The sequence below is a fragment of the Streptomyces sp. NPDC044061 genome, from assembly GCF_056434305.1.
Window position 1 is genome coordinate 42587 of sequence record NZ_JBWKFL010000047.1, and the last position, 14473, is coordinate 57059.

Sequence of the window (14473 nt, forward strand, 5' to 3'; positions counted from 1 at the left end):
AAAGCGCCCCCTTCCGCTCCCCCGCTTCACTCCGAGCGCCTGCCCGGTCGGGTGAATAGGCGGGAGCGGCTGGATACACCCTAGGGGTGGGGGAACCGAGGGGGGGCCGTGGAGCGGCGGCAGTGGCAGTACCCCGTGGCCGCCGCTCCACGGGCAGGTACCCGTGGCGTCCGGGTGCGGTTCCCGGTCAGCCGAAGACGGCCAGGCTCTTCGCCTTGCCCTTGTGCTCCTCGACCAGCGCGAGCAGACGGCCCTCGGGGCCGAACACGGCTACGGGGCCGGCGCCCGCGTACTCCTCGGGGATCTCCAGCCGGACCCCGTTGAGCAGCAGCCGGGAGCGCCTGGCTTCCACGTCCCAGCGTGGGAACGCGGCAGCGGCGGCGTCGGCGATCGGCATCACGGTCAGCTCCTCCTGGAGCTGGTCGAGCGTCTTCGCGGAGTCCAGCTTGTACGGCCCGACGCGCGTCCGGCGCAGCGCGGTCAGATGGCCGCCGACGCCCAGGTCGGCGCCCAGGTCGCGGGCGAGGGCGCGGATGTAGGTGCCGGAGGAGCAGACCACCGAGACCACCAGGTCGAGCACGGCGGTTCCGTCCTCGGCGACGGCGTCCCGGACGTCGTACACGCTGAACGAGGAGACGGTCACCGGCCGGGCGGGGATCTCGAAGTCCTCGCCCTCGCGGGCCCGCTTGTACGACCGTACGCCGTCGATCTTGATGGCGCTGACCTTGGACGGTACCTGAAGGATGTCGCCGGTCAGCTTGGCGATGCCGGCGTCGATGGCGTCCCGTGTCACCCTCGACGCGTCGGTGGAGGAGCGGATCTCCCCCTCGGCGTCGTCGGTGAGGGTGTTCTGGCCCAGGCGGATGGTGCCCAGGTACTCCTTCTCGGTCAGGGCGAGATGCCCGAGGAGCTTGGTGGCGCGCTCCACACCGAGGACGAGGACGCCGGTCGCCATCGGGTCGAGGGTGCCGGCGTGGCCGACGCGACGCGTGCGCGCGATGCCGCGCATCTTGGCGACCACGTCGTGCGAAGTGAAGCCCGACGGCTTGTCGACGATGACGAGGCCGTCGGGCGTGGTGTGCTTCTGGGTCATTCCGCGGCGTCGCCGTCCGTCTCGGTCGTGTCGGCGGCCTCGTCGTCGGCCGGCTTGCGGTACGGGTCCGCGCCGCCCGCGTACGCCGCGCCCGCCGAGGCCTCGCGGACCTTCGCGTCGGACTGCCGTGCCTTGTCGAGGAGGTCCTCGATGGTCCGGGCGGTGTCCGGGAGGGCGTCCGCGACGAAGGTGAGGGTCGGCGTGAACTTCACGCCCGCCGCGCGGCCCACCTCGGAGCGCAGGATGCCCTTGGCGCTCTCCAGGCCGGCGGCCGCGGCCTTCCGCTCCTCCTCGTCCCCGTAGACCGTGTAGAAGACGGTCGCCTCCCGCAGGTCACCCGTGACCCGGGTGTCCGTGATGGTGACGTGCGAGCCGAGCCGCGGGTCCTTGATCCCGCGCTGCAGCTTCTGGGCCACCACCTCCCGGATGAGGTCCGCCAGCCTTTTCGCCCGCGCGTTGTCGGCCACTGGTCCGTCTCCCGTTCTTTCTTCTTCTCGTTCTGTGGTCAGTCGTCGTCGCCGTGGAAGCGCCGTCGCACGGACAGCAGCTCCACTTCGGGGCGGCCGGCGACCAGCCGTTCGCACCGGTCCAGTACGTCGGTGAGGTGCGCCGCGTCGCCGGAAACCATGGCGAGGCCGATGATCGCCCGCCGGTGGAGATCCATGTGGTCCACCTCGGCCGCGCTCACGGAGTACTTCCGCTGGAGTTCGGTGACGATCGGGCGGACGACGGAGCGCTTCTCCTTCAGCGAGTGGACGTCGCCGAGGAGGAGGTCGAAGGACAGAGTCCCCACGTACATGTGTGTAACCGGTTCACCCGCCGGTACGGGATCGATGGCCCCGGGTCCGTGTGGGCCGGGGACATCAAGAACGGTACCGCGTACCTGCCAGTGGCTCGACAGGGTTTACGGGGCACCGTCGGCTGCAGCCGCTGCCCGGGGGCTACGCCCCCGGACCCCCGGTTTCCCACCCACCTCTCTCGGTCGGCCGACAGGCACCCTGTCAGCCGAGTCGGGCGGACGGGTGGGAAAAGGGGCGCTGGCCGACGGAACCGGGGTTCCGTCGGCCAGCAGCGAACCGGGGCGTTACACCCGCGGCTTCTCCCGCATCTCGTACGTCGCGATGACGTCGTCGACCTTGATGTCGTTGAAGTTTCCGAGGTTGATACCACCCTCGAAGCCTTCGCGGATCTCGGTGACGTCGTCCTTGAAGCGACGAAGACCGGAGATGGTGAGGCTCTCCGCGACGACCTTGCCGTCGCGGATGAGGCGCGCCTTGGTGTTGCGCTTGACCTCGCCCGAGCGGATGAGGACACCCGCGATGTTGCCCAGCTTGGACGACTTGAAGACCTCGCGGATCTCCGCAGTACCGAGCTCGACCTCTTCGTACTCCGGCTTGAGCATGCCCTTGAGGGCCGCCTCGATCTCCTCGATCGCCTGGTAGATGACCGAGTAGTACCGGACGTCCACGCCCTCGCGCTCGGCCATCTGCGCCGCGCGGCCGGCCGCGCGGACGTTGAAGCCGATCACGATGGCGTCGGAGCCCATCGCCAGGTCGATGTCCGACTCCGTGACCGCACCGACGCCGCGGTGCAGGACACGGATGTCGACCTCTTCGCCGACGTCCAGCTGGAGCAGGGAGGACTCGAGCGCCTCGACGGAACCAGAGGCGTCACCCTTGATGATGAGGTTGAGCTGCTGGATCTCGCCGGCCTTGAGCACCTTGTCCAGGTCCTCGAGAGAGACGCGGCGCGTGCGCTTGGCGAACGCGGCGTTGCGCTCACGGGCGGCACGCTTCTCGGCGATCTGACGGGCCGTACGGTCCTCGTCGACCACCAGGAAGTTGTCGCCCGCACCCGGGACGTTGGTCAGGCCCAGGACCTGGACCGGCGTCGACGGGCCCGCCTCGGCGACGTTGTTGCCGTTGTCGTCGAGCATGGCGCGCACTCGGCCGTAGGCGTCGCCCACGACCATCGTGTCGCCGACCCGCAGCGTGCCTCGCTGGACGAGGACCGTCGCCACGGCACCGCGGCCGCGGTCGAGACGGGACTCGATCGAGATGCCCTGCGCGTCCTGGGCCGGGTTGGCCCGCAGGTCGAGCGAGGCGTCGGCGGTGAGGACGACGGCCTCGAGGAGGCTGTCGATGTGCAGACCCTGCTTGGCGGAGATGTCGACGAACATGGTGTCGCCGCCGTACTCCTCGGCCACCAGCCCGTACTCGGTCAGCTGACCGCGCACCTTGGTCGGGTCGGCGCCCTCGACGTCGATCTTGTTGACCGCGACGACGATCGGGACGTCGGCCGCCTTGGCGTGGTTGAGCGCCTCGACCGTCTGCGGCATGACGCCGTCGTTGGCCGCGACCACCAGGATCGCGATGTCGGTCGACTTCGCACCACGGGCACGCATGGCGGTGAACGCCTCGTGACCCGGGGTGTCGATGAAGGTGATCTTGCGCTCTTCGGCGTTGACCTCGGTCGAGACCTGGTAGGCACCGATGTGCTGGGTGATGCCGCCGGCCTCGCCCGCGATGACGTTCGTCTTGCGGATGGCGTCGAGGAGTCGGGTCTTACCGTGGTCGACGTGACCCATGACGGTGACGACCGGCGGACGGACCACCAGGTCCTCCTCGTCGCCCTCGTCCTCGCCGAACTCGATGTCGAAGGACTCGAGCAGCTCGCGGTCCTCCTCCTCGGGGCTGACGATCTGAACCGCGTAGTTCATCTCGCCGGCGAGGAGCTGCAGCGTCTCGTCGGAGACGGACTGCGTCGCGGTGACCATCTCGCCGAGGTTCATCATGACCGCGACGAGGGACGCCGGGTTGGCGTTGATCTTCTCCGCGAAGTCGGTGAGCGACGCGCCGCGGGAGAGACGGATGGTCTCGCCGTTGCCACGCGGCAGCATCACGCCGCCGACGCTCGGGGCCTGCATGGCCTCGTACTCCTGGCGCCTCTGCCGCTTCGACTTGCGGCCACGACGCGCGGGACCACCGGGACGGCCGAAGGCGCCCTGCGTGCCACCGCGGCCACCGGGACCACCGGGACGGCCACCGAAGCCGGGACGGCCACCGCCGCCACCACCGGGACCGCCCGGACGGCCGGCGAAGCCGCCGCCACCGCCACCGGGACCACCGGGACGACCGGCGAAGCCGCCACCGCCGCCACCCGGACGACCGGCGAAGCCGCCGCCACCCGGACGACCGCCGCCGCCACCCGGACGGCCGCCGCCGCCACCACCGGGGCCGCGGCCGCCGGGGCCACCGCCACCGGGACGCGGGCCGGCAGCGGGACGCTGCGGCATCATGCCGGGGTTCGGACGCGGACCGGCCGGGCCGGGACGCGGACCGCCCTGCGGACGGGGCATACCGGACGGCGACGGACGGGAACCGCCCGGAGCCTGCGGACGCGGACCGCCACCCTGCTGACCGGGTGCCTGCGGACGGGGACCGGCGCCGGGGCCACCGGGACCACCGGGACGAGGTCCGCCCTGCGGGCGCGGGGCCTGCGGACGGGCCATGCCGGTGGAGCCACCGGAGGTGAAGGGGTTGTTACCCGGACGCGGACCGGCGGGACGGGCACCCGGACGCGGGGCCTGGCCACCGGAGCGCGGACCACCCTGACCCGGACGGGACGCCTGGCCCTGACCGGGAGCCGGACGGCCACCGGGCTTGGGAGCACCCGGACGGGCGCCGGGACGCGGGCCCTGCCCGGACGGAGCCTGCGGGCCCTGCGCGGCCGGAGCCTGCGGGGTCTGCGCGGCCGGAGCCGGCGGAGCGGTGAACTCCGGGGCGGCCGGGGCCGGACGCGGCGCGGGCTTGGGACCCGGAACCGGACGCGGACCCTGGGCCGGTGCGGGCGCCGAGGGAGCCGACGGCGCAGCGGGCTGCTGGGCCGCGGGAGCCGTCGGAGGCTTGGGGGCAGCCGGCTTGGGGGTAGCCGGACGGGCCGCCTGCGCCGGAGAGGGCGCGGCGGGCCTGGGGGCGGCCTTGCGCGGGGCGGGCTTGCCGGCGGACTTGCCGGACCCACCGCCCTGGAAGGCGTCGGTCAGCTTGCGTACAACGGGCGCTTCGATCGTCGAAGACGCCGAACGGACGAATTCACCGAGTTCCTGGAGCTTGGCCATGACGACCTTGCTCTCAACGCCGAACTCCTTGGCGAGTTCGTAGACCCGGACCTTAGCCACTTCGCTCCTTTGAGGTCCGGGTGAAGCCGGACCGTCGCTAGTTCATGGGCGTACTCATCGCGTACTCATCGAGTGCTCATCGCAATCTCGACCTGCTTTCGACTCGCGAGGTACCAGGCCGTACAGGAGGTTCCGTACGGCTTGCTTTCTTACCGTGTTGCCTGTTCAGCAACTGTCTGTCTGCTCGACGTACCGGCGCAACGCCTTTATGTCGAGCGGCCCAGGGACGCGCAACGCCCTCGGGAACGCCCGGCGACGTACCGCCTGGTCGAGACAGACCGGGTCGGGGTGTACGTAGGCACCCCGGCCGGGCAGCGTACCGCGAGGATCAGGAACGCAGTGTTCCTGGTCCGCCACGGTGCGCAGCAGATCGTCCTTGGCCGCTCGCCGCCTGCACCCCACACAGGTGCGTTCAGGGCATACGCGGGCATGCGTCCGGCCAGACACCTCTTAGTCTACCTCCCCGTACCGACCCCACCCGTTTGGGGGAAAAGTCGAACAGTTGCCTGCTTCAGGCTGACGTGATCTCAGCGCCGCACGGCCGAGATCTATTCCCCGGCACGCTCCCCGGCCTGCTCGGTGTCCGGACGGATGTCGATCCGCCAGCCGGTGAGCCGGGCCGCGAGCCGGGCGTTCTGCCCTTCCTTGCCGATCGCCAGCGAAAGCTGGTAGTCCGGCACGGTCACCCGGGCGGAGCGGGAGGCCATGTCCACGACCTCCACCTTGCTCACCCGGGCGGGTGACAGCGCGTTCGCCACCATCTCGGCCGGGTCGTCCGACCAGTCGACGATGTCGATCTTCTCGCCGTTCAGCTCGCCCATCACGTTGCGCACCCGGCCGCCCATCGGGCCGATGCAGGCGCCCTTGGCGTTCAGGCCCGAACGGGTGGACCGTACGGCGATCTTGGTGCGGTGACCGGCCTCGCGGGCGATGGCCGCGATCTCGACGGAGCCGTCGGCGATCTCCGGCACTTCCAGGGCGAAGAGCTTCTTCACCAGGTTCGGGTGCGTGCGCGAGAGGGTCACGGAGGGACCCCGGACGCCCTTGGCGACCCGGACGACGTAACTGCGCAGTCGCATGCCGTGCGGGTAGGTCTCGCCCGGCACCTGCTCCTGCACGGGCAGGATGGCCTCGAGCTTGCCGATGTCCACGAGCACGTTCTTCGGGTCGCGGCCCTGCTGGACCACTCCGGTGACGATGTCTCCCTCACGCCCCGCGTACTCGCCGAGCGTGGCGTCGTCCTCGGCGTCGCGCAGCCGCTGCAGGATCACCTGCTTGGCGGTGGTGGCGGCGATCCGGCCGAACCCGGACGGGGTGTCGTCGAACTCGCGGGGCTCCTGGCCCTCCTCGAGGTCCTCGGGGTCCTCCTTCGCCCACACGGTCACATGTCCGGTTTCCCGGTTGAGCTCCACGCGCGCGTGCCGGCGGCTTCCCTCGGTGCGGTGATAGGCGATGAGGAGGGCCGACTCGATCGCCTCGACCAGCAGGTCGAAGGAGATCTCCTTCTCCCGAACCAAGCCCCGCAGGGCGCTCATGTCGATGTCCACGGCTACGCCTCCTCCTCTTCCGTCATGTCCTTCTTGTCCTTGCGGTTGAACTCGACCTGCACGCGCGCCTTCTCGATCTCCGGGAAGCCGAGTCTGCGGCCGGTGGCCTTGCGGCCCTTGACCCCGGGCACCTCGACGTCGATGCCCTCGTCGTCGACCTTCAGGATCCGCGCGACCAGTTCGCCGTCCTCGGCCAGCTGGAACTTCACGAGCCGGTCGGTGGCGCGCACGTAGTGCCGGTGCTCGGTGAGGGAGCGCTCCGCGCCGGGGGTTCCGACCTCCAGGTCGTACGCGGCGTCACCCATCGCGTCGGTCTCGTCGAGCTTCGCCGAGAGCGCACGGCTCACATCGGCGATCGCGTCCAGATCCGCACCGGTGTCGGAGTCGACGACCACCCGCAGCACCCGCTTGCGTCCGACGGAGTCCACAGCGATCTCTTCGAGATCCAGCCCCTGAGAGGTGACGAGCGGTTCCAGCAGCTCTCGCAGCCTCTCGCTCTGGGTGGTGCTCATCCGGGTGACTCCTCGGCCGCGTGTGCTGTTGTGGGATGGGTCGCGCGTCTGGTCAAAGGGTATCCGGTCGAGGGGAGTGTTGCCGTCCACCTGTGTACGCGCGGTGCCGGTGAGTGGTGTGCGCGGGGCGCGCGGGTACGGTGATCACGGGCGTGCCGCCCGTTGAATGTTCTTCTTTCATTTGTTCCTTTCGTACGAGTGCCCCGAGGACGTCTGCAGTGCCGTACCCCCCGCCGCCGCGTACCCCCTCGGGGCCGCGCAGAAGATCCCTGCTCGCCTCGGCCGCCGGGTCCGCCCTGCTGGCGGGCTGTTCGGCCGGTCCGGACTCCCGGGACGGCGGTGGCGGCCCGTCGGTGAGCGAGCGGGCACGCGCGGGTGCGGCCCGCGACAGCGCGGCGCTCGCAGAGCGCTACGACGCCGTGCTCGCCGTCCATCCGGCGCTGGCGGAGCGGCTGCGGCCACTGCGCGCCGAGGTAGCGGCGCAGGCGAAGGCGTTCGGCGGCGCCGCGGCCACCAAGTCCCCGACCCCCACGGCCTCGACGGCCTCCACGGCGTCCCCGCCGGCCGTGCCCGCCGCCGAGAAGGACGCCCTCGCCGATCTCGCCGCCGCCGAGCGCGGCCTAGCCGACCGGCGGGCGAAGGCCCTGCTGGAGGTGCCGGGCGAACTGGCCCGGCTGATGGCGTCCGTGGCCGCGGCCGGGGCGGCGCACGCGTACCTGCTGACGGAGGGGGCCAAGTGAGCGACGAGGACCAGAACGCCGACCGTGAGGCCGAGTTGACCGCGCTGCAGGCGGCACTGGCGGCGGAGCACGCGGCCGTGTACGGGTACGGCGTCGTCGGCGGCCGGATCGGTGGGCCGCGGCGGGCCGAGGCACGGGCGGCGTACGACGCGCACCGGGCACGCCGGGACGCGCTGGTGCGCGAGGTGCGCGACCTGGGCGGTGTGCCGGTCGCCGCGAGCGCCGCGTACGCGCTGCCGTTCCAGGTGCCGGACACGGCCTCCGCGGTGCGGCTGGCCGCCCAGCTCGAGGAGCGGGTGGCCGATGTGTACTCGGACCTGGTGCGGGCGACGACCGGTGAGCGGCGCGGCGCGGCCGCCGGGGCGCTGCGCGAGGCCGCGGTGCGGGCGGTGCGCTGGAGCGGGGCAGGCGTAGCCTTCCCTGGGCTCGCCGAGCGGGCCGGTGACGACACGGGCGCGGCCGGACCGCGTGCCTCGGCGTCCCCGACGCGGTGACGGCACGGCCGGCGACGTGAGCGCCCGGCCGCCCGTACGGCAGAGCCAGGAAGGCACAGGAAGAAGGGAACGACTCGCGCATGGCTTTCGAACCGCCGCAGCGGCTGGTGCGGGCGCTCGGTGAGACGGCGCCGGCCGGTGACGACTGGCTGGCGCGGCTGCCCGAGACGGCCGAACGAGCGGTCGCCCGGCGCGAGTTGACCGTGGAACGGGTTCAGGTGCCGGGCGGGCGCAGCAGCCTGGTGGTGCTGGTCCGGCGGGCGGACGGCACCCCGGCGGTACTGAAGCTGGCCCCGCCCCGGGCCCGTCCGGAGAGCGAGCGGGCGGCGCTGGCGCACTGGGCCGGCCTGGGCGCCGTACAGCTGCTGGAGACGGATCCCGAGGACACCGTGGAGGGGGTGCTGCTGCTGGAGCGGCTGCACCCGGAGGTGTCGGTGCGGTCGCTGCCGGAGGCGAAGGCGCTGCTGGAGGCGGCGGGGACGCTGCGGCGGCTGTGGGTGGAGCCACCGGGCGGCCACGCGTTCGAAACGGTGGCCGAGCGGACCGGGCGGCAGGCGGAGGCGATGCGGGCGAGCGCTCTGGCCGAGCCGGAGGCGGCGCCGTTGGTGGACGCGGCGCTCGCGGCGCGCGAGGAGTTGCTGGCCTCGCCGCCGGAGCAGCGGTTGCTGCACGGCACGTTCCGGCAGAGCAAGGTGCTCGGCGGGGAACGGATGCCGTGGCTGGCCGTGGGACCGGATCCGGTGGTCGGCGAGTCCGCGTTCGACCTCGCGCGCCTGGTGCGGGACCGGGTGGAGGACCTGATCGCCACGCCGTCGGGGGCGGCCACCACCCGGCGCCGGATCAAGCGGCTCGCGGAGTCGCTGGAGGTGGATCTGGAGCGGCTGCGGGGGTGGACGCTGTTCCGGGCGGTGGAGTCGGGCGTACGGGCGCTTCGCGTGGGGCGCCCGAAGGACGGGGAACTGCTGCTGGAATTCGCCGGCTGGCTGTAGCCCTCCTCCCACCGGCCCCCCTGCTCGACGGTGGACGACGTCCGCGCCGCGCGCGTGCGCGGGCGCATCACGGCCAACGCGGCGACGCCCTCGGGAGGGCTCTCCCGAGGGCGTCTTCAGGCGGGCGCCGCTACGCCGTCAGGCGGGCGATCGCGTCCTCGACGGACAGCTCCTCGCGCTCACCGGTCTTGCGGTCCTTCAGCTCCAGCACGCCCTCGCCGGAGCGGCGGCCGGCCACCAGGATCTGCGGTACGCCGATCAGCTCGGCGTCGGTGAACTTCACGCCCGGGGAGACCCCGGCCCGGTCGTCCACCAGGACCCGGACGCCCGCGGCGGCCAGCTTCTCGGCGACGTCGAGCGCCAGCTCGGTCTGCAGGGCCTTGCCGGCGGCGACGACGTGCACGTCGGCCGGGGCGACCTCCTTGGACCACACCAGGCCCTTGTCGTCGGCGGTCTGCTCGGCGAGGGCGGCGACGGCGCGGGAGACGCCGATGCCGTAGGAGCCCATGGTGACGCGGACCGGCTTGCCGTTCTGGCCGAGGACGTCGAGCTTGAGGGCGTCGGCGTACTTGCGGCCCAGCTGGAAGATGTGGCCGATCTCGATGGCGCGGTCCAGCTTCAGGCCGGTGCCGCACTTCGGGCAGGGGTCGCCCTCCTGGACCACCACGACGTCCACGTACGCGTCGACGTCGAAGTCACGGCCGGCGACGACGTTCCTGGCGTGGGTCTGGTCCTTGTTGGCGCCGGTGATCCAGGCGGTGCCGGGGGCCACGCGCGGGTCGGCGATGTACGTGAGCTTCTCGCCGAGGCCCTGCGGGCCGACGTAGCCGCGGACCAGGTCGGGACGGCCGGCGAAGTCCGCCTCGGTGACCATCTCGACGGTGGCCGGGGCGAAGTGCGCCTCGACCTTGTCCAGGTCCACCTCACGGTCGCCGGGCACGCCGACGGCGACGATCTCGCCGTCCACCTTCACCAGCAGGTTCTTCAGCGTGGCGGAGGCGGGGACGCCGAGGGAGGCGGCCAGGGTCTCGATGGTCGGGGTGTCGGGGGTCGGGATCTCCTCGAGCGCGGGCACGGCCGAGCCGTCCACCGGCTTGAGCTCGTGGACGACTGCCTCGGTGTTCGCCGCGAAGTCGCAGTTCGGGCAGTCCGCGAAGGTGTCCTCGCCGGCCTCGGCCGGGGCCAGGAACTCCTCGGACTTGGAGCCGCCCATCGCTCCGGCGGTGGCGGCGACGATGCGGTAGTCGAGGCCGAGGCGCTCGAAGGTGCGCCGGTAGGCCTCGCGGTGCAGGGCGTAGGACTTGCCGAGGGCCTCGTCGTCCAGGTCGAAGGAGTACGAGTCCTTCATGAGGAACTCGCGGCCGCGCAGGATGCCGGCGCGGGGCCGGGCCTCGTCGCGGAACTTGGTCTGGATCTGGTACAGGATCACGGGCAGGTCCTTGTAGGACGTGCACTGGTCCTTGACCAGCAGGGTGAAGATCTCCTCGTGGGTGGGGCCGAGGAGGTAGTCACCGCCCTTGCGGTCCTTGAGCCGGAACAGCTCCTGGCCGTACTCGTCCCAGCGGCCGGTGGCCTCGTAGGGCTCGCGCGGCAGCAGCGCGGGCAGCGAGACCTCCTGCGCGCCGATGGCGTCCATCTCCTCGCGGACGATCCGCTCGACGTTGGCGAGGACCTTCTTGCCCAGGGGCAGCCAGCTCCAGATGCCGGCGGCGGTGCGGCGGACGTAGCCGGCGCGGACGAGGAGCTTGTGGCTGAGGACCTCGGCGTCCGCCGGGTCGTCGCGCAGCGTCTTCGCCATCAACTGGGACATGCGCTGGACCGGTGCGTTGGCCATGGTTCTCGTACTCCTGCCGGGAAAGGGTGATGGCATAGGAGGTTAGCCGGGCCGACTGTGCCGGTGGAAATCGGTTAACGCCGACGCAGCGGCAGGGGGGCGCCCATCACGGCGTACGGCTTGGGGGCGCTGGGGAAGTGGACCTGGCGCGCGAGGTCGACGTAGCCGAGGGAGTGATAGAGGCCGCGAGCGGGGCTGTCGGTGTCGATCGCGGAGAGGATCGAGCGGGGTTCGCCGGCGCCGTCGGTGATGATGGTGATCAGACGGCGGCCGATGCCGCGGTTCTGGTGGCCCGGGTGGACGTGCAGCTCGGTGATGACGAAGGAGTCGTCCAGCCAGAAGTCGTTGTCCCGGGCGCGCAGATAGGGCTCGACGACCGTGGACCACCAGTGGGTGCGGGAGTTGGGCATGCCGTAGACGAACCCGACCAGGCGGCCCCGGCTGGTGGCGCCGAGGGCCCGGGCGCCCGGGTACTGCATGTGACGCTGGACGATCTGGCGGCGTACGGCGACCTCGTCTGGAGCCAGTCCGAAGGCGAGGGCCTGGACCGCCAGGGCCTCGTCGACGTGGGCTGAGAGGTCCAGGGGGCCGATCACGACGTCCATGCGGGGAGAGTACAGGGGAGGTGTCGGTGCCCGGCCGGGCACCGGCGTCCCTCCCGGGCCGGTACGACCGCGGTCCTAGGCCCTGCGCACGGGCACGGTTCGACCCGGCGGCCGATGAGCACACCCGCCACGCATGGCTAACGTCGCATGTCATGGACACCGACAGCACGCTCGACGAGGCCTACGAACGACTCCACCGGAGCGGTCCGGAGTTCGAGGGGTGGCTGAGCAACCACGGCCCGATGGCCGTGGAAGCGCTGGTACGGCACGGGCACGCGCACCAGGTCCACCGCTGGCTCGACCGCTACATGGACCGGCTGGACGAGCTGCCGCGCGGTACGGCGCCCGTCACCGCGGACGACTGGCGTGCGGCGCTCGGCGATCCGCGCCGGCTCGGGGACTGGCTCACCTACTTCGAGCGGGAGGCGCGGGAGCGGCCCTGGCGCACGGTGCTGGGCACGTGGTGGCCGCGGCTGCTGCCCGGCATCGCGGCCGGCGCCACCCACGGGGTCATCAGGACCGGCCACGCGGTCCACGCCCTGCTGGACCACGAGGACACAACGCGCCTGACGGAGTTCGCCCAGTCCCTCGGCTACTGGGCGGCGCGCTGGCAGCCGGTGCCGGTCGTCCCGCCGTCAGGCGCCGCCGATCCCGCGTCCGCCCTCGCCGGGGTCCCCCGGGTCCCGGACCAGAGCGGCGGCATCAACCACCGGCTCGACCAGCTGTCCGGCGCGGCCGGCTGGCCCACCGCGCTGGCCGCGCTCAGGCCCGCCACGGACGCCGAACAGGCCCGCGCGCTGCTGGCCGACCTGACGGCGGCCGCGGCCCTGCGCTATCTCCCGAACGCGCACGGCTCGGCGGTCATGCTCGTGCACTCGGCGACCGCGCCGATGGCGGTGCTGCGCACCCTGCCCGCGCTGCCCCGCACCCAGTGGGTCGAGAGCCTGCACGCGGCGTGGGCGGCCACTGCGGCCGTCACCGCGGCCTACAGCCCGGCCGTGCCCGCACCCACGGACAGCCTGCCCGGCGCTCCCGCGTCGGCGGACGAGGCGTTCGCGCTGGCCGCCCGGCACGGCGACGAGCACGTCATCAAGCTCGCCGACACCTGCCTGGACGTACACCACCGCACAGGCCGCCCCGAGGCACTCGCATCCGTGGCCCGCGCGGCGACACTGATCGACGAGCTGTGAGGGGGCGACGGACACCGGGCCGGGCGTCAGGACCGCGATCGGCGTCGGCGTCGGCGTCGGTCAGAACAGCACGCTCATGAAGGCGCCGACCTCCTGGAAGCCCACGCGCCGGTACGTCCTTCTCGCCGCCGTGTTGAAGTCGTTGACGTAGAGGCTGACCATCGGGGCCACGTCCGCCAGGGCGTACCGCAGTACGGCGGCCATGCCGGGCGCCGCCAGGCCCCTGCCCCGGTACTCCGGGGCCACCCACACGCCCTGGATCTGGCAGGCCTGGGACGTCGCCGCGCCGATCTCCGCCTTGAAGACCACCTTGCCGTTCTCGTCGAGGCGGGCGAAGGAGCGCCCGGAGCCGACCAGTTCGGCCACCCGGGCCTGGTACAGCAGCCCACCGTCCCCGGCCAGCGGCGATACACCGACCTCCTCGGTGAACATCGCCACGCACGCCGGCATGATCGTCTCCACCTCGTCCTTGCGGATGCGGCGAACGTAGGGATCCGGTGCGATGTCGGCGGGCATGCGGCCGGTGACCATCAGGGGCTGGTGCGAGCGGACCTCACGCGCGGGGCCCCAGTGGGGTTCGAGCAGGCGCCACAGGCGGCCGGTGGCCTCGGCGGGCCCGACGATGGAGGAGCAGCGTCGGCCGGCCCTTCTCGCCCTGTCCGCGAAGGCCCGTACGGCCCTCGGGGTCGCGCAGATCGGGACCAGGTTGGCGCCCGCGTAGCACAGGGACGTGAGCATGCCGTCCTCGTACCAGCCCCACATCTCGCCGCCGAGCCGCCACGGGTCGAGGCCCGCCACCTGGACCCGGGAGGTCACGAAGGCGTTCGCGACCGGCTCGCGGTCCAGGACAGCGAGCGCGGCGTCCAGGTCGCTCGGTTCGAGCACCCGTGAGGTGGTCTGAGTCAACACGTAGCGGGGCCTCACCCTGGGGGTTCTGCTGATCTCCGCACTGTACCTGCGGATGCTGAGCGACGCCGCCCTGCGGCGGCTGCCGCTCGCCCGGGGGCTGCCGGGCGGCCCGCGCCGAGCCGCCTCCCTCCGCGGGCTGCCGCCCCCAAGCCCCCGCGTCGGCCCCGTACGGACCGCGGCCTCGAACGCCGGACCGGCCGGACGAAGCCGCCCGGCGCCGGAAGGTTCCGTCAGCCCGCGACCGACACCGACGGCTCGCCCGAGGCGATGCCCTCCGCCTCCATGCGCTCGGCGAGCTTCATGGCCTCCTCGATGAGGGTCTCCACGATCTTGGACTCGGGGACGGTCTTGATGACCTCGCCCTTGACGAAGATCTGGCCCTT

General features: G+C 72.3%; 14 protein-coding genes and 1 pseudogene. 4 read left to right on the plus strand and 11 right to left on the minus strand.

The window, feature by feature from the left end; translation table 11 throughout:
* Positions 1-187: 187 nt before the first annotated feature.
* From truB to rimP, 7 genes are all read right to left on the minus strand, one after another.
* Positions 188-1093, minus strand: a complete 906-nt coding sequence (gene truB / locus AC07CM_RS42105; protein ID WP_478881829.1) for a tRNA pseudouridine(55) synthase TruB — start codon at positions 1091-1093, stop codon at positions 188-190.
* Positions 1090-1560: a 30S ribosome-binding factor RbfA gene (rbfA, locus tag AC07CM_RS42110; protein WP_478881830.1), complete on the minus strand. Its 471-nt coding sequence runs from the start codon at positions 1558-1560 to the stop codon at positions 1090-1092. Before rbfA ends, truB begins: the two co-directional genes overlap by 4 nt.
* 38 nt (positions 1561-1598) lie before the next feature.
* On the minus strand, positions 1599-1892 hold the full coding sequence (locus AC07CM_RS42115; protein WP_478881831.1) for a DUF503 domain-containing protein: 294 nt from the start codon (positions 1890-1892) through the stop codon (positions 1599-1601).
* Positions 1893-2177: 285 nt separating this feature from the next.
* Positions 2178-5270, minus strand: a complete 3093-nt coding sequence (gene infB, locus AC07CM_RS42120) for a translation initiation factor IF-2 (RefSeq protein ID WP_478881832.1) — start codon at positions 5268-5270, stop codon at positions 2178-2180.
* 165 nt (positions 5271-5435) lie between these two features.
* Positions 5436-5717 carry a YlxR family protein gene (locus AC07CM_RS42125; protein WP_478881833.1) on the minus strand — a complete coding sequence of 94 codons (282 nt, stop codon included), beginning with the start codon at positions 5715-5717 and terminating at the stop codon, positions 5436-5438.
* 101 nt (positions 5718-5818) lie between these two features.
* Positions 5819-6817, minus strand: a complete 999-nt coding sequence (nusA, locus tag AC07CM_RS42130; RefSeq protein ID WP_478881834.1) for a transcription termination factor NusA — start codon at positions 6815-6817, stop codon at positions 5819-5821.
* A gap of 2 nt (positions 6818-6819) precedes the next feature.
* The gene (gene rimP, locus AC07CM_RS42135; RefSeq protein WP_478881835.1) at positions 6820-7329 is read right to left on the minus strand and encodes a ribosome maturation factor RimP; all 510 of its coding nucleotides are present in this window, start codon (positions 7327-7329) and stop codon (positions 6820-6822) included.
* A 218-nt stretch (positions 7330-7547) separates the two neighbouring features.
* On the opposite strand from rimP, the gene AC07CM_RS42140 reads away from it, so the two are divergent.
* The 3 genes from AC07CM_RS42140 to AC07CM_RS42150 all read left to right on the plus strand — a co-directional run bounded on the left by AC07CM_RS42140 (position 7548) and on the right by AC07CM_RS42150 (position 9552).
* Complete coding sequence (locus AC07CM_RS42140; RefSeq protein WP_478881836.1) at positions 7548-8069, plus strand: hypothetical protein; 522 nt, start codon at positions 7548-7550, stop codon at positions 8067-8069.
* Entirely contained in the window at positions 8066-8563 is a 498-nt protein-coding gene (locus AC07CM_RS42145) for a ferritin-like domain-containing protein (RefSeq protein ID WP_478881837.1), read from the plus strand. Before AC07CM_RS42140 ends, AC07CM_RS42145 begins: the two co-directional genes overlap by 4 nt.
* A gap of 80 nt (positions 8564-8643) precedes the next feature.
* Complete coding sequence (locus tag AC07CM_RS42150) at positions 8644-9552, plus strand: aminoglycoside phosphotransferase family protein (RefSeq protein ID WP_478881838.1); 909 nt, start codon at positions 8644-8646, stop codon at positions 9550-9552.
* A gap of 130 nt (positions 9553-9682) precedes the next feature.
* Here the strand turns inward: AC07CM_RS42150 and AC07CM_RS42155 are convergent, their stop codons facing one another.
* Positions 9683-11386 (minus strand): proline--tRNA ligase, encoded by a 1704-nt coding sequence (locus AC07CM_RS42155; protein ID WP_478881839.1) that lies wholly within the window; start codon positions 11384-11386, stop codon positions 9683-9685.
* A gap of 74 nt (positions 11387-11460) precedes the next feature.
* Entirely contained in the window at positions 11461-11991 is a 531-nt protein-coding gene (locus AC07CM_RS42160; RefSeq protein WP_478881840.1) for a GNAT family N-acetyltransferase, read from the minus strand.
* 152 nt (positions 11992-12143) lie between these two features.
* On the opposite strand from AC07CM_RS42160, the gene AC07CM_RS42165 reads away from it, so the two are divergent.
* Positions 12144-13181 (plus strand): questin oxidase family protein, encoded by a 1038-nt coding sequence (locus AC07CM_RS42165; RefSeq protein WP_478881841.1) that lies wholly within the window; start codon positions 12144-12146, stop codon positions 13179-13181.
* Between the two features lie 60 nt (positions 13182-13241).
* On the opposite strand, the gene AC07CM_RS42170 is transcribed toward AC07CM_RS42165, so the two are convergent.
* Together AC07CM_RS42170 and AC07CM_RS42175 are read right to left on the minus strand one after the other, a co-directional pair.
* The gene (locus AC07CM_RS42170) at positions 13242-14090 is read right to left on the minus strand and encodes a GNAT family N-acetyltransferase (RefSeq protein WP_478881842.1); all 849 of its coding nucleotides are present in this window, start codon (positions 14088-14090) and stop codon (positions 13242-13244) included.
* Positions 14091-14320: 230 nt separating this feature from the next.
* A pseudogene (locus tag AC07CM_RS42175) lies at positions 14321-14473 on the minus strand (flavodoxin-dependent (E)-4-hydroxy-3-methylbut-2-enyl-diphosphate synthase); the annotation flags it as partial.

Bases quoted from the DNA above. Each gene is read 5' to 3' on its own strand.
- AC07CM_RS42155 (WP_478881839.1), bottom strand. From the start codon at position 11,386: ATGGCCAACGCACCGGTCCAGCGCATGTCCCAGTTGATGGCGAAGACG.
- rimP (WP_478881835.1), bottom strand. From the start codon at position 7,329: ATGAGCACCACCCAGAGCGAGAGGCTGCGAGAGCTGCTGGAACCGCTC.
- AC07CM_RS42115 (WP_478881831.1), bottom strand. From the start codon at position 1,892: ATGTACGTGGGGACTCTGTCCTTCGACCTCCTCCTCGGCGACGTCCAC.
- truB (WP_478881829.1), bottom strand. From the start codon at position 1,093: ATGACCCAGAAGCACACCACGCCCGACGGCCTCGTCATCGTCGACAAG.
- AC07CM_RS42160 (WP_478881840.1), bottom strand. From the start codon at position 11,991: ATGGACGTCGTGATCGGCCCCCTGGACCTCTCAGCCCACGTCGACGAG.
- AC07CM_RS42150 (WP_478881838.1), top strand. From the start codon at position 8,644: ATGGCTTTCGAACCGCCGCAGCGGCTGGTGCGGGCGCTCGGTGAGACG.
- AC07CM_RS42165 (WP_478881841.1), top strand. From the start codon at position 12,144: ATGGACACCGACAGCACGCTCGACGAGGCCTACGAACGACTCCACCGG.